Source organism: Thermoflavimicrobium daqui (genome assembly GCF_003313465.1).
Taxonomy (GTDB): Bacteria; Bacillota; Bacilli; order Thermoactinomycetales; family Thermoactinomycetaceae; genus Thermoflavimicrobium; species Thermoflavimicrobium daqui.
This window is the reverse complement of sequence record NZ_KZ845664.1, coordinates 203,688-221,298: the sequence shown is the minus strand read 5'-3', so window position 1 is coordinate 221,298 and position 17,611 is coordinate 203,688. Positions and strand designations below refer to the sequence as shown.

Here is a 17,611-nt window from a genome sequence, read left to right as displayed (position 1 = left end):
AGTTAAATAATATACAATAATTATTTATATATTACTCATATAATTCGATCAAAATTTGATTACACTGCTATTTTCTCAACTAAATGATGTGAGCAGTGAAATGATTGTGTAACCTCTTAAAAGGTAGATTTAAAATGAATCGAAGTTATTGCATAAAACAGTCGTTCATCGCTTTCTACCTCACTCCCGCTAAAGATTTGGGGGCAAAAATCGATTCCACACAAAAACGATTCGCTTCTAGAGTAAGAGCGAATCGTTTTTGGTCTCATTTATATGAAAGCCACATCCAATAACTAGCTTGATGTGGCTTTATTTTTAATAATTATTTTCGATGCGATCTACTTACTTTTTACCAGTAACTCTTTATTCCGAACTTCCTCTAACAGCTTATTGGTAAAAGCTTCATAGGACATCGTGCCCAAATCACCTTCACCATAGCGACGAACACTTACCGTACGTCCCTCTTGCTCCTTCTCACCAATGACTAGGGTGTATGGAATTTTCTCTGTTTGTGATTTACGAATTTTGTAGCCTAGCTTTTCATTACTGGTATCAAGCTCAGCCCGTAAGCCCACACTACGCAAATAAGACACGACGTCTTCCGCATAGGCATCATAGACAGGATTCACGGTCAGCACACGAGCTTGAATTGGAGCTAGCCAAGCAGGAAATGCCCCTTTATATTGCTCGATCAAAAAGGCAACAAACCGTTCCATTGTTCCTACTATACCGCGATGAATTACGACGGGTCGATGCCCTTTTCCATCTTCACCGATGTACTCCAGCTCAAAACGCATAGGAAGTTGGAAGTCTAACTGCACAGTAGAGAGGGTTTCATCTTTTCCAAGTGCCGTTTTCACTTGGACATCGAGTTTTGGACCATAAAAGGCAGCTTCTCCTGGAGCTTCTACATAGTTGAGTCCCATTTCATCCATGGTTTCTTTAAGCATACTTTGTGCCAGTTCCCACATTTCATCGTTTTGAATATATTTCTCTTTATCTTCTGGATCACGGTATGATAAACGATGGTAGTAATCCGTAATACCAAAGTCTTTATACACACGTTCAATAAGGCGTACCACACGCGCAAATTCTTCTTTAATTTGATCAGGACGACAGAAAATATGGGCATCATTGAGTGTCATCATTCGTACGCGTTGTAGACCAGCAAGTGCTCCCGACATTTCATAACGATGCATCATTCCTAACTCAGCAATTCGGATCGGCAAATCCCGATAACTACGCAAATGCGATTTATACACAGTCATATGATGTGGACAGTTCATAGGACGAAGCACAAGCTCTTCTTGATCAATTTTCATCGGTGGATACATATCTTCATGATAATGCTCCCAGTGACCCGAGATTTTATAAAGTTCTACGTTAGCCAGATGTGGGGTATATACATGCTGATAACCCAAACTTTCCTCTAGATCAACGATATAGCGCTCGATGGTACGACGAATCGTCGCCCCTTTTGGAAGCCAAATAGGTAGTCCCTGTCCTACTTCTCTCGAGAGAGTGAAAATATCTAGCTCTTTACCCAATTTCCGATGGTCTCGCTGCTTTGCTTCTTCTAACAGATGGATATACTCATCCAGTTCCTCTTTCTTGTGAAAAGCAGCTGCATAAAGACGGGTAAGCATTTCACGATTGGAATCTCCTCGCCAATAAGCACCCGAGATGGACATAATTTTAAATACTTTCACCATACCTGTTGAAGGGAGATGTGGACCGCGACATAGGTCTACAAACTCTCCTTGCCGATAAATCGTAATCACTTCATTTTCTGGTAAGTCATGAATAATTTCTACTTTAAAGCGATCATCACGCTCTTGGAAAAATTTTAACGCTTCTTCGCGTGATAAAACTTGTCGTTCAAGTGGTAGATTTTCTTTGATGATCTTTTTCATTTCTTGCTCAATCTTAGGTAGTTCTTCTGGAGTAAAAGTATGATCTGCAAAATCATAATAGAAACCATTTTCAATCACGGGGCCAATCGCAAACTTCGTACCAGGGAATAAGCGTGCTACCGCTTGTGCCATTACATGGGCAGCGGTGTGACGCATCACTTCCACGCCTTCAGGGTCTTGTAGAGTCAAGATTTCTAATTCCCCTTCTTCTTCTAACGGACGAGAAAGGTCAACAACTTGTCCATTGATTTTAGCAGCCACTGCCTTCTTCGCTAGACTTCGAGAGATGGATGCGGCAATTTCGGCAAATGGCGTACCCGCCTCTACCATTCTTTCTGATCCATCTTTAAGTATCACTTTTATTTGCTCAGCCACTTGAAATACACCCTTTTCTCTTCATTTTAAACAAATAAAAAACGCCCCTATCCCCCTAGTGAGGGACGAGAGCGTTATTCCCGTGGTTCCACCCTGCATTTAACGCAGCACTTAAAACATACAAAAGCTACATCCTTATTTGTGTATAACGTACACCCCGACCATCATTTTGTAAAATAAACTTTACTCCCTGATGGTAGCTTGGAAAGTGGTATCCTTCTGAACTATAAGTGTACGCTTCCAGCCAATGGCGTACTTCTCTGGATCTTAGGGAGTTCGAAGGCAGATCTTTCCGCTTCGCTTGTTGATTACCGATTTTTTCGTTATTCTACTATCTGATCGAATCGATGTCAAGATGGATATTCATCAAATGATTCCAGAGGTTGCCTTTTAAATCGATTACCTATCGCTTCCCCACTTTTACTCTTATTCTATGAATGAGCTATGCTTTTGATCGAGTGATGCAACATGCGCTAGTAAATATGAACCAGCTTCGCAAATCTTTCAAATTCCTCTTCATCTTCCCAGCCACCCATCCATACATCTTCACGACCACCACCTTGAAGAAGCAGACGCCAATTTCCCTTTTGAAAGCGAAGCGATGGTCCCTCTACCGGCCATCCATATGTAGTCGGCAGTTGCTTAAACTCTGTGTATAAGAATGGCTTAGCAGCCTCAAAATCGATGGAAACCCACTCACAGTTTTCTCGAAGCAATGCATGATCCCAAGTAACTGCTAAGAAAAAATCAGATAAGCGAGGACTTGCGATCACCCACTCTTCCCATATTGATTTTACAACCACTGGAGGATCATCCGATCCATCTAAAAGCATTTCCCAGGTAACCACTCCTTGATTCTCTGTGAAAAAGTGAATGGTTCCTTTTTTTAAATGAGCTAATGTAATATCCTTACTTACTATTTCCTCTTCAAAGTCTTCCCATCGATCAATAAAAAGGGCATCGATCTGCTTTAAAAAGTCTTGATTCGTTTCTTTAAACCATTCTTCGATTCCATTTAAAACATATAGTTCCTTAAATGCCCTGGGTAAAACCTGCTGATATTTTGCTTCCATTTCTTCAAGAGCTAGTAACCGTGTCTTTGATATAGATGGTTTCAAGTTCATGAATTGTAAGGCTTCCTGATGATAACATAATTCCATATTACTCCTCCAACTGAAACATCTACATATGCAAGCCATTCAACCATTACAAAAAGAAGGCAGCTCTTAAATGAATCAGGTAATAGAACTGCTCCATACTTTCTTCCATCACTCATTCTTTTTTAGCAGCGACTAAGTTAAGTCCCATTCGCGTAGTTAGCTTTATCTTTTCTGCTTGTTGAACAAAGCTTACTATAGTCTAAGTGTACTTTTCATCGCCTGGTATGTAAATAATTATCCTTAACGATTTTTTTGATTAAATAGAAAAATCATATAAACAAACTTAGTTTATTGATTACAGTAAATACAATTAATATTTCCTTATAAGCTTTTATTGTATATTATATAATTATTATGTAAGTATATTGTATCATTTTTATAAACCCATTCATAACTAAATCGAAGTAGGATCATATCATTCTATGATGTTGAACCATTTAAAAAAGGAGGATTTCTATGAAAAAGAGAATCTTGATGCTTTCACTATCAGGTGCTATCGTACTCGCTGGGATGTTTGGAACATCGTTACCTGTTGGAGCAGTAGGAGAAGGACCTAATTATGGAGGAAATGAATCTATCCGAACTTCTATTCTTCACACTTATGATGAAATGGTAAAGGAACTCAAGACCCAAGACCAAAAGCAAGAAGCCATGGAACTGGAGGTAATCGGTAAGTCGGTGAAAGGAAGAGATTTGTACCTTGCTAAGTACATATCCAATCCTAACAATCCGACCATTTTATTCTTAACACAACAACATGGAAACGAACAATTAACTACTGAAGGTGCTTTAGAATTTATCAAACACTTAGGCACAGCGAAGACAAAAGGGGTTCTCAATAACGTAAACGTTCTCATTTTGCCCATGCTAAACGCTGATGGAGCGATGGGCGATGTGAACTTCCCCTTAGATGACTATGTAGCTGATGGAGGTAGGCATCTGACTCGCTATAATGCTGTAAAAGTTGATTTAAATCGAGATCATGATACGAAACAGCAACCTGAAACACAAGCACTTCACAATCATGTATTAAAAAAGTATAAGATTAACTACATGATTGATCTCCATCATCAAGGGACACAAAGTGAAGTCAATGGCAAATTAGTATCTGGATCGATCCTATATCCAACGAACTCTTCTGTCCATCCAAGTGTATTAGAAAAATCGAAGAAATTAGGTGCACTGGTTTATCACGCTGTAAATGAAAAAGGCTGGGGTCATTTAGCTAAGTATTCAGGGGGAACTACTACCAATATCGCTCGCAATGGAATAGCCGTAGAATATGGTATCCCCACTTTATTATTTGAGATGCGTGGAATGTCCGACCATTACAATGATGATTATGTCATTGGTCAAAAGAGTAATGGCTATCTGATCAAACAGACGATTACTACTTTAGATGCTACAGTAAGAGGCATCGCAGATGGAACCATTCACACTGTCAATACTGACTTCTGGGATTCGCTGCCGACACAAACATCGAGAACGGATAAGGCAGAAGACGAGTAAAAACAAGACCATACTAATCTAGTAAGTAAATCTCTCTATTTTTTAGTCTCTATATAACTTAGGAATTTTCCCTTATAAAATGGTATACAGCAAAGAGGAATCGTTTTTCTACATACGATTCCTCTTTGCTTATCGACAATAAGTCATGATTATAAAATAATTTCATCGTCCATCTTTCTGAAATAACTTCGCCAATGCTTCTTTTAAAGCAGGGTTTCCTTGCTCTTGGAGCTGATTTTGTTGTTTCAGGTATTTTGTTATTTCCTTCTTGGATACTTTTCCTTTCTTTTCTTTCTCCTTTCGCTTTTCGAAGGAAGCATATTTTTCACGATACCCACAACCACAGACAAAAATTCGTCCTTCTCCTTCACCACGCAACTCTAATTTCTTACGACATTCTGGACATCGTGCGTTGGTCACACGAGCAACACCTTTTCGATAACCACATGTTCGATCTTGGCAAACCAACATTTGTCCCTTCTTGCTCTTAACTTCTAATAATCTTTTCCCACAGTCGGGGCATTTTTTCGTTGACAAATTGTCATGCTTAAATGCTTTAGTTGTTTCTTTAATCTCTTGAACCACATCTTTCGCATACTTTCTCATTTCCTTAATAAAAATATCCTGATTTAATTTTCCTTTGGCGATATCAGCTAACTTTTGTTCCCACTCGGCAGTTAAAGCTGGCGATTTTAGCTCTTCCGGAACCAAATCTAGTAGTTGCTTCCCTTTGGAGGTGATATAAATATATTTACCTTTCTTCTCAATCAGGAAAGTGGCAAATAGTTTTTCAATAATATCTGCCCGTGTCGCTACTGTTCCTAGTCCACCCGTTTCCCCTAACGTTTTAATCAAATCGTTCCGTTCACGTTTCATAAATCTCACCGGGTTCTCCATCGCAGCAATTAAGGTACCTTCAGTAAATGGCTCAGGTGGCTGGGTCTTACCTTCAGTCTGTACGATCGATCCTATCTTTAAGTGGCTTCCTCTTTCTAACTTTGGTAAGATTTGCTCCTTGATTCCTTCCCCTTTTTCTTCTTCCTCTGGGTAATCTTCATACACCTGCTTAAAGCCTTGTGCTAGTATCACTTTGCCTCTTGCGATAAATGTCTCACCAGCGATTTCCACTTGCACTATGGTTTGCTCGTATTCAAATGGTGGATACATCACAGCTAAAAACCTTCTTACGACTAGATCATAGATCTTTCTCTCTTTTAGACTTAATTTGTCCAAAATAACTGGCTCTTCGGTTGGGATGATCGCATGATGATCAGAAACCTTACGATCATCTATAAAATGCTTATTGGGTCTTAAGTGTTTCATAGCCTGTGAAGCCAAGGTACGATATGGCCCAACCCGACAAGCTTCAATTCGATCCTTTAACGTACCCACAATATCTGATGATAGATATCGTGAATCAGTTCTTGGGTAAGTGAGAACCTTATGATATTCGTATAACTTTTGTAAAATGGACAACGTTTCCTTCGCTGAATACCCAAAGCGTTGATTTGCTTCTCTTTGTAATTCCGTCAAATCGTAGAGAGCAGGAGCAAATCTCTTCTTCTTTGTTTTCTTCACTTCCGTAATGATCCCATCCTGATTTTTCAACTTGGTCAAAAGTTGTTCGCACTTCTCTTTGGAGAAGATTCTCCCATCATTCGTTTTCCTATTTTGCCATGTCAGTTTAAGTAGGTTATCTGCAGTCACTTCGATGCCATAAAATGGCTTTGATTGAAAATTCCTGATTTCCATTTCTCGCTCTGCAATCATCGACAAAGTGGGAGTTTGCACTCGTCCACAAGAGAGCTGGGCATTATGCTTACATGTCAAGGCTCGTGTTGCATTGATTCCTACAATCCAGTCCGCTTCCGCTCGTGCCACTGCTGATCGGTACAGATTTTCATACTGTTTACCATCTCTTAATCGTTGAAAGCCCTCTTTGATCGCTTTATCTGTAACCGAAGAGATCCAAAGACGTTGAATCGGCTTTTTCACCTTCGTCTTCTCGATAATCCATCTCGCTACTAATTCGCCCTCTCGACCTGCATCTGTCGCGATAATGATCTGTTTGATATCGGGTCTTGTCATTAATGTCTTTACCTGTTGGAATTGTCTACTCGTTTTTTTGATAACAACCAGCTTCAATCGATCTGGAAGAATAGGAAGATCTTCCAATCGCCATGTCTTGTATGCTTCTTTATATCTTTCTGGATCAGCTAATGTAACTAGATGCCCAAATGCCCAAGTTACAATATAGCGATCTCCTTCATAATAGCCATTCTTTTGTTGATGACAATGTAATACTTTGGCTATATCCTTACCTACTGAAGGCTTTTCTGCCAATACTACTGTTTTACCCATAATAACATCCTCTCAACAACACTACCTGTTTCTTCTATTATTAATTATGCTTACACTATTTTATCGTAAACAAATACGCAAAACCAAACGCTTTCCATTCTCTTACAACATATCAAGCTGAAGTAGTCATTTGAACATTTCATATAGATCATAATAATTCAATGGAGGATATTGCACATCTAGATCACACTTATAAAGCAGGCAGATAGATTAATTGGATTATATATTTATTATATTATTGTAAAAATATATAATATAATTGGAATCGAGTGTTGAAAATAGATAAAGGAGGCTCCATTGATGAATAATTTAACTTTAACAGAAGAGTTTATACTCATGGATATTTCATATCGATCCTATGCCAATGAAAAAATTAGCTTCTGGGAAGAACATGAAGAGCGTAACTATATTTTTGTAGGTGCAATGATAATTGATCTGCTACAACAAGGTATGATTGAGATTATTGAAGATGAAGAGGGCTTTTTTAATGAGGATAAGGTTCATTTAATTCATGACCATCAGTGTAATAGCGAATATACCGAACATCTTTTAGAAGATATAGAGGAAAGATTAGAAAAAGAGAAAAATAAGGAACAACCCCATAACTTAGCTGGCTGGATCAAATATATTCTGGAAGAGGAAGAGCCACTAGAAAACTTACAAGACTGGATTAAATATTTCCTACTAGAAACCAAACAAGGCTTATTTGAAAGTATTTTGCAAACTCTGCAGAAAAAAGGAGCGATCCAATTAAAAGAGTCCGATTCAGGATTTTTTGAGTGGATTTTTGAGGAACACTATGACTACGTTGAATTTAATGGTGAAGTGAATAACACCTTCCTAGATGCAATTGTGCAAAAAGTTAGAAACACGATCCTACAGAAAGATAGTATCAGTCAGGAAACAGCAGCGTTATGCCTTCTTTTAGATCAAGCTAAACTGTTAGATGTCGTTTATTCCAAGCATGAAGAGGAAGTAGCAGAGAAAAATCTACAGGAAATAACTGAAGAATACCAGGATATCAAAAAGCATATTGACCACATCATGGAGATTCTTGAAGATTTTTTTGTGGAAAAAAGAGGTGGATCTGAGTTCGACCATTTATAAAGATAAGAAAAGCGCCTTCGATAGGGCGCTATTTTAATCAAATTTCCACATCCGTTAATCCTTCCCTCATATATCTTTTCACTAAACTTCTGGCGAGTATTTTAGATGAATCATAGATCTTAAGCTGACTATATTCTCTACAAAAGAATAAGTCTGTACAGGCACTAATCACTTCTGTAACCTCTTCTCTTATGAGTATCGATTCAATCTCTTTCCATAAAGTTAGCATCTCTTCAGAAACTCCTGAACCCTTCACCATTAAGATTAATTCATCCACTTTTTCCTGATATCCTTCATTCCAGTAGATCGTCTTATTCTTTTGTTTTAACTGTTCTTGATATAATCCGCTTTCAATGGTACCTCGCGTAGCTAGTAAACTAACTTTAGAAACTTGAGGATTCAAGCATTCCATCGTTTCATGGATAATATTTAAAACTGGGATCGATGTCATGTTACATATCTCAGGATAGTATAAATGGGCTGAATTACATGGAATGGCAATAATATCGCAGTCAACTTTTACCAAGGCCTCGATTCCGATCTGAATTGCCTTTACCATTTGATTATGATTCAGTGGCTTCTTTGGATGAAAAGGGGTTGGTAGTGAATAAACCATCATATGTGGAAAGTCGTTATCCCATTTAGCTCCATACTGACGCTCACATTCATCTAGGACAGACTCCAGAAAAGGAGTCGTCGAACGTGGTCCCATTCCTGCTAAAATTCCTATTCTATAAATCTGTTTCATATTGATCATACTCCTCATTTCAATCCTTTATTTTCTTAACTTAATAGCAACTGATAATATGATAAAATCTTTTTATCTATCACACTATGAAAGGTTTAAATATGAATCAAAATCTATATTTGTTTGATAAAGACAGCCTATCAAAACTGAACTGGAATGAAATAGAGCAGGGAACATTTTTACAAAACTATTTTACACCCTTTATGCAAAAAGGGACAAAAACTTTTATCAATAATGTACAAACAGAGCTACAACTTCTACAAGTCGGTTCGCTAGTACTACCTATTACCATTAATCAAAAAGAATATGAGAACTCGTATGTGGTTTCTCCTTATACGCATTATATTAGCTATGCCAAAGAAGAACTAAGAAATTTAAAAAAATATTGGCTATCTTTATTACTTCAACCACCTCTTAGTGGACTTGACTATTATTTGCGTGCCTGTCATTTCAATCAAGTGGTTATAGTTAATAATTGGCTTGTTTCAACGAATCTCTACCCTACTCTTACAACACAACAAGTTGAGTCGATCACTTCTTTTTTAACAACAAAATTTCCTAACCATGCTATTTTATTTCGTTCAGTAAATGAACATTATCCAAATGGTCAAGTAGAAATCTTTCTGAATCACCACTATTTAGCTATTCCGAGTCGTCAAGTTTACTTTTATGATCCCGCACAACAGTCTAACCTAAATAGCAAAACACGCTGGCTCCTGAATCGTGATAAAAAATTGCTGGAACAGTCCGATTACCGAGTGATCGAAGCGACAGAGATTCCTGAAAAAAACTTACCACGGCTAATTGAACTTTATAATTTACTCTATTTAAAAAAATATTCTCTTTATAATCCACAGTTTCAGCTCTCTTATTTAATTCATGCGATTCAAGAAAAATTTCTACATGTCTATGCTTTACAAAAGAATGAACAGATCGATGGAATGATTGGTTTTTTTATCCAAAACCAATCCATGACCACTCCTTTTTTTGGCTATGATATTCATCTATCTCAAAAGCTGGGACTGTACCGGATGTTATCTTCCTTGCTTGTACAAAAAGCACATGAACACCAATTATTACTTCATCAAAGCTCTGGGGCTGCTTCTTTTAAACGTTGTCGTGGAGCATACCCTGCACTGGAGTATACCATGGCTTATGTAGAACACCTTCCAAAATTTCAACAACAAGCTTGGCGAGGATTAAGTCGTATCCTGCAAAAACTAGCTGTTCCATTACTCCGAAAATATAAATTGTAATTGAGTCAGCTATTTTTTTCTACCAATATATTCTATAATTAAGAAATAATAATACAATATATTAGAGTAGAAACACCCTATTATTCTTTTATTTCGCTAATTTTGTAAGGAGAGGCTTACATGGTACCCAAAAAACGCGGGATTCTACGAATTTGCTTAGAGGGCAATTTAGTAGAATTGCAAACGATCTTGCAATCTAATCCAGAACTTGTCAAAGCTTCATTTATTAATGGGAATACTCTTCTCCATTATGCAGGGAATCAGGCTGTCGGAGAGTTGTTAATCAGGCTGGGAGCAGAGCTAAATCGTACCAATGACTTTAAAGAAACACCTCTGATGACTGCCGTTTGGGATGAACGAGTCGATGTGGTGGCATTTTTACTTGAACAGGGAGCTGATGTCCATCATCAAGATCGAGATGGTAACTCAGCTCTCCATATTGCTGCGGCTCTGGGTAATGAGAAGCTCGTGCAATTGCTCTTAGGGGCAGGGGCAGATGTAGAATTGCAAAATGAAGATGAAATAACTCCTTTAATCGACGCTGTTAAAAATAACCAACCTTCTGTTGTTTCTTTATTACTAAAACAGGGTGCTAATCCCCATATCGCCCCGTTTGATGAGGAACCACCATTACACATTGCAATCGACTTAGACAATCTGGAGATGGTCAAACTTCTGCTTAAAGGCGGTGCGGATCCCAATTTTTGCAGCTTTCGAAATGAAAAATCAGCCTTACATATCGCCGCAAGCACAAATAACATAGAGCTAGTCTCTCTTTTGCTCGAACATGGCGCATCTCCTTTGCTCAAAAGCAGGCATGGACAATTGCCCCAACATGTCACAAAGTCAGAAAAGATATTTCAGTTCCTATTGGCTAAAGCCTCACAGCTTACCAAGCAGGAACCATTATCTCCTTCTTTCCATGAAAAAATTACGGAGAACTCTGTCTTGGCAATAAAGCCAGTGATTGGCTCTGTTTATCGCCTTCATCCTTATTATGATGAAGTACTTGCCCCGTTTTCCGAAGGAGTTCTTGGAAAGATGGTATATCATCCCAAACCCAAAGTAAGCCAGTCTATTGCATTAGGACAATACAAATTTTATAGCCTTTCCATTTCCCACGATGGATCAAAGCTAGCCATCGTAGCTCCACAGATCTGGGGAGTACAAATTCGAAACTATAAAGATTTCTCACTCATTGAAACTCTCCAATTGCCAAAAGAGATAAAAATGCCCATCTATTGCGTTGATTTTTCGCCGAATGGAGATTACTTGGCTGTAGATCAATATATCTATCATTTTTCCAGCAAAACATGGGAAGCTGCTAACATCCCATTGGACAAATCCTTTCAACCATCCTTATGCCGGTGGTCTCCTGATTCTAAGCATATCTTCTATTCATCTTACCATTCAGATCATCTCGGACTCATTTCATATGATTGGCAGCAAGCATCTTTCTGCAAACCCGAGGTGAAGTATGACTATGGCGATTATACCTGTATAGTCGATCTTTCCTTTTCAGATGATGGACAAGCAGTAGCATTCTTTGAGTCATCCATTTATACCACTTTTACCAATCAAAAACCGGAAGTGGGATTTGTAGGCCTTTACCTTCCTGAGCAAAACAAAATTGCATGGCGAGTCAAGCTCGATCAAGATGTTACCGGCATGAGTCTCCCATTAAAAGAACAAGGTTTTCCAGATGGCTATGCTGGAAAAGTATGTATTGTCGATGATACAGTGATTGCTACAATTCCACATGGCTCTCTGTTATTCTTTGATCGAAACTCAGGAGAACTACGGAAAAAACAACAACTTAATAGCCAAACTATCCTAGCTCTTGGTCAGATATTGAACACGAGAGAGCTCCGTATCGCTACCGATTCTGAAATGATCACCATGCAACTACCACATCCATAGGGAGAGAAAAATATGCGCTATCAAGATCAAGAACTATTCTCGATATGTACTTTTGGTAATGAAGTAGCGTTACGACAAATGTTAAAGAAATCCCCTGATGCAGTACACTGGCGAGATATGGAAGGGAATACACCGCTTCATTATGCTAAAAACGATATCATCGCTCAAATATTACTGCAAGCAGGAGCAGATCCGGAAGCAAAAAACGATAAGGGTTTACCTCCCATTGATACTGCATGTAAAAAGTTACGAAAAAGTGTTGTTCAAGTTCTATTGGAAAAAGGAGTCACTTTACGCAAAAGATATCTTAATTATCCCAACGCATGGATGATTCGGGACATAGTTGAGGGACATTGGAGTAAAGTAGAAAATCAAAAACTACATCAAGCTAAATCATTGGAACAAGTTGTCCAACTGCTTGCCAATGGAGAAAAGATCAATAGTAAAGCACTCTGGGGAAAAACACCACTGATGGTACATACCAAAAACAATCATTCAGAGATTGTCCAATATTTGATTCAACATGGAGCAGATCTTCATCTTCAAGATGAAGATGGATACACAGCCTTGCACTATGCCATTATCCAAAAAGCAAAACCCCTTGCTGAAATCTTACTAAAAGCTGGAGCTAATCCCAACATCCAAGATCATTCTGGAGAAACGCCTTTACACAAAGCCGTCTACTATGCTGATTACTATAATAGCTATGATGAATACAAAGAACTCATCAAACTGCTGCTATCAAATGGTGCGGATCTATCCATCCGATCCTACAATGGGAAGCTGCCCATGCATGCAGGGAATAAACATTCTCCTCTCTTTGAAGAACTCAAAGAAAAACTAGAAAAATTGTCTAATCCCTATCCAGTTGTCCCTAATGCCAAGCCGTACGGCTTTGTCATTCATCCATCCAAGCCACAATTAATATCGGCGATGGAAGGAGGACGACTTGTTAAATGGTCTTATGATCCAACGCATCCACAAAAAGAGGAATTCTTATGGGCACTCGAAAATGAACTCTTCGATAAAGTAGATTTTGATTCTTTTCTTAAATGCGAACAGCAAATCCAGACAGACCAATTCAGGTTAAAACTTTATCTCTCATGGGATCAATCGTCCATCCTTATTCAAGCTCCTCATCTTCACTACATCGAACAACGAAGCTTTGAAACACTCGAAGTGATCCATCGAATTACAAAAGCAGATCACTGCATGATCACCCCTAATGGAAGATGGATCCTGAATGGTAACCAAGTGATCGATCTAAAAACGAAGAAGATGACTCCAGCATATATAAGTTCCCCCTGTTCTGCATCACCCGATGGGAAATATTTCTTTTCTACCGAATATGATCAAGGTGGTGCAACCATCGATATTAGCTCCACCCATTTCAATCAAACCGATCTTATCTATTATAACTTAGGAGATGGTCCCTCCCATGAGTTTATCGACTGTACATCCAATGCCTCTTTTAGTCCCGATGGAAAATGGATCGCTGTTTGGGGAATGGCATTAAACTATCTGTCAGACCGTCCCAAAGGATGGCTAGGGGATGTTCTCGTTCTTTCGACCCAAAAAAAACGGATTAAATGGCGCGTACCGATTGCAGCCGAGATTACCGAAGATCCTCGTAGTATGTTTGAGCAAGGGTATCCAGGTGGTATTCTTCGTCCCGTCTTTTTTACTAGCGATGAGGTAGTTGTGAATTGTCCAGATGGACTGCTCGTCTTCCTCGATGCAGAAACAGGTGAAGTAACCAGAAAAATCTTTTTTGAGGAAAATGAGATTAAAAAAATATGTATGGACCATACTGGCACAAACTTGATCGTATTAACCCATGTCCAAGAATACAAAATACCACTATAGTTAAGTATTGAATCTAGCACCTATTCCCAAAAGTGAAAAAGAGACTTGAGAAGCCACCTAGTGGATTCAAGTCTCTTTGGGTTGATTATTAGGAATCTATCTTAAGAAAAATTTCTCTATGAACCTATAAAACCTACCCTTTTCCTTATAAAATAAAATAATTCCATTTTAGCAAGAATTCCGATCAATTACACAAAAATAGAAATGGAATAGGAAGCCAATACCCATTTCGGTACAACAAAACGTGCTGTCATTAAAGGATCAACCACTTGTGAGATTTGTGTCTGTCCAACAGCACTAAAGAGCATGGTTAATTCGGCTGATGAGAGGGGCATTTTAGGAGATAAAAAAGAAAACATATCCTTTACAGCCACTTTGACAGCTTCATCTAAGGTAGGTTGGGAAGCAATCGTAACGATGGAGTCTTTGTTTTCAAGCATCGGGTTAGGGATCGAGTAACCTTTGATCACTTCCAATGTGATAGTCACCTTACCTGGAATTTCAATACCTGAAACACCAATCTCTCCATCTCCCATAGCTGCATGCAAATCTCCTAATCCAAACAAAGCTCCTTCGACAAAAATAGGAAGATATAAAGTGGCTCCTTCTGTAATCAATGTCGTATCCATATTTCCACCATGTGCACCTGGAGTCCCACATGAAACAGCTTCTCCAGCTGGTGCTACTCCAATCACACCAATCATCGGATTCAGTGGAATGGATAATTGATCATTAAAAATCGCTTTCCCATTCCGAATCGGAATGGACTTGGCATATAATTGGTCTAATACATCTCCCATGACTCCCAGATCTTTACCCGTAGCCATAACTCCTTCTTCTGCTAATTCAATCTTTTCAATTTTTACTTTTAAAATATCCCCTGGCTTAGCTTCATCTACATAGATCGGTCCTGTTGCTGGATTGATTTGATTCCAATCCATCGAAGTAAAACTTTCTGTAGACTTGACTTGATTGGTAAAGTAATCATATGTTTCAATCTCCACTTGACTTCCACTTGCCACTCGAGCAAGCGGTGTATGATCCTTACTAAACGCATAAATCGAATGTTCACAAGAAAATTTCACAGTCATCTGGTTCCCTCCTTTTTATGATTAACGGTTGAAATATATCAATTATATATGGTAAAGGATATAGAATACTACTAAGAATCAATATATCATACCTATCAAAGAGCGATGGTTTACCTTTTGGGGAAGGATTAATATCCTTGTTAATTACCATTATGCCTGATAGATAGTTTAGCAGTAGCATTGTTATATTAATAAATAAAGTGGATCTTTCATTGATCCACTTTACTCTCTACTCTTCATTCTATTTTAATCGAAAAAGAACTGTATCACGAGTCGGATTGGTTTCAATTTCTTCGCCTTTAAATTCATACTCCAGTTCTAAACCAAAGTCATTGGCGAGGAAGAATCCTTCAATCTCGTCGATTTCCCCTTCTTGAATTCGTCTGGATAGTTGACCAGCAATATATTTAGCAAGAGTAAACTGATCACCCGTACCTTCGCCCCCAATAGCCGCTCCTGTCATTTCCAAGAAAGAGGGGTCTTGGCGACAAATACCAATCGCAATCTGATAAGCAGTATATAAAGGACGTCCAAAAGTATGATTTGGGTCCCGATCGTTTTTGGCTTTAGCTAAAACTTCTTTAATTCTTCTTTCCATTTCCCATTCGGCCCAGTTGCTCATTAAACTTTTCTCCTTTTTATTTAATTAACTATTTTCCATATTCATCATATAATTTTTTTTAACCCATTACTACTATTTTGTTAACATTTCATTTTAATTTAACATAATAAAAACTGGGATTTACTTTATTCCCAGTTTGGTATATTTCTGACCTTTCGGATCATTATGGATTATAATATGACTCATTTTATAACTACTCTATGGAAATTCCTCTCTTGAATCTGTCTTTCCAAACCCCTCACACTTGTGGTTGATATACATTAAAAAGTATTTATACAATTAAAATAACGATCATCTAACTTATATTTAGATTGCTTATATAGGTTTAAGCCACTCTGCTTTCTTTCGGTCAATCCATCCGCTTTCCATATCATAGATAAGCTGCCCTCGTTGAATGGTTTTGATCACACGGCAGCGAAACTCCATCCCGATATAGGGAGAATGAGGATGACGGGCAGCTAGGTCTGCTTGGGTAAGAAGGTGTGTTTGCTGTAAATCGATTATAGCCAAATCGGCATCTGCACCGATAGCAATCGATCCTTTACGAGGAGCTAAACCAAATCTTTCTGCAGGCTCCGATGACAGCCATTTGGCCACTTGCGTTAGTGGAATATTCCGCTCGATATGTGCTTGATCAATGATTGCTTCCAGTGTATATTGTCCGCCTGTAATTCCCCCCCAAGCTTGAAATAGATCTTTTTCAAATTCTGTCTTTAGCGGTGTAGGACAAGGGGAATGGTCTGAAGCAATGATATCAATATTCCCACTACTTAGCTCTTTCCAAAGTTCCTCTCTCTCTTTCTCTTCTCGAATGGGAGGAGCACACTTAGCGACAGCTCCCTTTTTGGCGAAATCGTCTACATTAAACAATAAATAGTGGGGACAGGTTTCTACGGTTGCATTGACCCCACGCTCTTTAGCAGCTTGAATCAATTGTACCGTTTTGGCATTACTTATGTGTACAAAATGAACGGCACATCCTGTTTCCTGAGCGTATAATAAAGCTCGGTTAACCGCTTCCAATTCAGCAAGAACAGGTCTAGACTCCACATAATCTCTAGCTGTAACCAAGCCTTTCTCCTTCTTGATCGCCGTGAGTCGCTCGATAATGGAATTGGATTCACAGTGGATCGCTAACACTTTGTTTAACTTGGCAATCCTCTTCATTCCTTCATAGAGCGTGAAATCATCGACCGCAGAAAATTCAGAAGTTCCCGTTGCAGACATAAATGCTTTAAAGCCAATAGCTCCTGCCTCAGCCAACCCTTCAATTTCCGGCTCATTCTCAGGCACTAACCCTGCCCATAAGCCAAAGTCAACCAATGACTTCTTCATCCCCAACTTTGCTTTCTCAGTTAAAGCCGAGACTGTAGTTGTAGAGGGAATACTATTTAATGGCATGTCTATAAATGTTGTACAACCACCTTTAGCCATTTGTCTTGAACCACTTGTAAAACCTTCCCAATCTGTACGCCCCGGTTCATTAAAATGAACGTGAACATCGATCATTCCTGGAAATATAACTTTCCCACTTGCATCGATCGTTTTTTTCGCCTTTGAATTCCTTATCTTGCCAATCTCTACGATGATCCCATTATCCACGGCGATATCCGCTATTATCACTTGATTTGCCAACACGACATGACCATCTTTAATAAGCAGATCCACTTTGGATTCACCTCT

12 protein-coding genes are annotated in these 17,611 nt (G+C 38.6%); 5 read left to right on the top strand and 7 right to left on the bottom strand.

The window, feature by feature from the left end:
- Nucleotides 1-338 precede the first annotated feature (338 nt).
- Nucleotides 339-2,243: a threonine--tRNA ligase gene (gene thrS, locus DL897_RS04315; protein ID WP_240627276.1), complete on the bottom strand. Its 1,905-nt coding sequence runs from the start codon at nucleotides 2,241-2,243 to the stop codon at nucleotides 339-341.
- Between the two features lie 518 nt (nucleotides 2,244-2,761).
- Nucleotides 2,762-3,448 carry a hypothetical protein gene (locus DL897_RS04310; RefSeq protein WP_113657913.1) on the bottom strand — a complete coding sequence of 229 codons (687 nt, stop codon included), beginning with the start codon at nucleotides 3,446-3,448 and terminating at the stop codon, nucleotides 2,762-2,764.
- 456 nt (nucleotides 3,449-3,904) lie between these two features.
- Between DL897_RS04310 and DL897_RS04305 the strand changes: the two genes are divergently transcribed.
- Nucleotides 3,905-4,957 carry a M14 family zinc carboxypeptidase gene (locus tag DL897_RS04305; protein ID WP_113657912.1) on the top strand — a complete coding sequence of 351 codons (1,053 nt, stop codon included), beginning with the start codon at nucleotides 3,905-3,907 and terminating at the stop codon, nucleotides 4,955-4,957.
- A 162-nt stretch (nucleotides 4,958-5,119) separates the two neighbouring features.
- Here DL897_RS04305 and DL897_RS04300 read toward each other — a convergent pair whose 3' ends face one another.
- Nucleotides 5,120-7,318, bottom strand: coding sequence for a DNA topoisomerase III (locus tag DL897_RS04300; RefSeq protein ID WP_113657911.1), 2,199 nt, complete (start codon nucleotides 7,316-7,318; stop codon nucleotides 5,120-5,122).
- Between the two features lie 300 nt (nucleotides 7,319-7,618).
- On the opposite strand from DL897_RS04300, the gene DL897_RS04295 reads away from it, so the two are divergent.
- Complete coding sequence (locus tag DL897_RS04295) at nucleotides 7,619-8,425, top strand: GPP34 family phosphoprotein (protein ID WP_113657910.1); 807 nt, start codon at nucleotides 7,619-7,621, stop codon at nucleotides 8,423-8,425.
- 37 nt (nucleotides 8,426-8,462) lie between these two features.
- Here DL897_RS04295 and DL897_RS04290 read toward each other — a convergent pair whose 3' ends face one another.
- Entirely contained in the window at nucleotides 8,463-9,173 is a 711-nt protein-coding gene (locus DL897_RS04290; protein WP_168188638.1) for an aspartate/glutamate racemase family protein, read from the bottom strand.
- Between the two features lie 101 nt (nucleotides 9,174-9,274).
- Between DL897_RS04290 and DL897_RS04285 the strand changes: the two genes are divergently transcribed.
- From DL897_RS04285 to DL897_RS04275, 3 genes are all read left to right on the top strand, one after another.
- Nucleotides 9,275-10,429 carry a GNAT family N-acetyltransferase gene (locus DL897_RS04285; protein ID WP_113657908.1) on the top strand — a complete coding sequence of 385 codons (1,155 nt, stop codon included), beginning with the start codon at nucleotides 9,275-9,277 and terminating at the stop codon, nucleotides 10,427-10,429.
- Between the two features lie 120 nt (nucleotides 10,430-10,549).
- On the top strand, nucleotides 10,550-12,349 hold the full coding sequence (locus DL897_RS04280; protein WP_113657907.1) for an ankyrin repeat domain-containing protein: 1,800 nt from the start codon (nucleotides 10,550-10,552) through the stop codon (nucleotides 12,347-12,349).
- A gap of 12 nt (nucleotides 12,350-12,361) precedes the next feature.
- Nucleotides 12,362-14,215: an ankyrin repeat domain-containing protein gene (locus tag DL897_RS04275; protein WP_113657906.1), complete on the top strand. Its 1,854-nt coding sequence runs from the start codon at nucleotides 12,362-12,364 to the stop codon at nucleotides 14,213-14,215.
- Nucleotides 14,216-14,403: 188 nt separating this feature from the next.
- Here DL897_RS04275 and DL897_RS04270 read toward each other — a convergent pair whose 3' ends face one another.
- From DL897_RS04270 to DL897_RS04260, 3 genes are all read right to left on the bottom strand, one after another.
- Nucleotides 14,404-15,306, bottom strand: a complete 903-nt coding sequence (locus DL897_RS04270; protein WP_113657905.1) for an acetamidase/formamidase family protein — start codon at nucleotides 15,304-15,306, stop codon at nucleotides 14,404-14,406.
- 241 nt (nucleotides 15,307-15,547) lie between these two features.
- On the bottom strand, nucleotides 15,548-15,928 hold the full coding sequence (locus DL897_RS04265; RefSeq protein WP_113657904.1) for a hypothetical protein: 381 nt from the start codon (nucleotides 15,926-15,928) through the stop codon (nucleotides 15,548-15,550).
- A 315-nt stretch (nucleotides 15,929-16,243) separates the two neighbouring features.
- A complete protein-coding gene (locus DL897_RS04260; RefSeq protein ID WP_113657903.1) occupies nucleotides 16,244-17,596 on the bottom strand; it encodes an allantoinase in 1,353 nt (450 codons plus the stop codon).
- Between the last annotated feature and the right edge of the window lie 15 nt (nucleotides 17,597-17,611).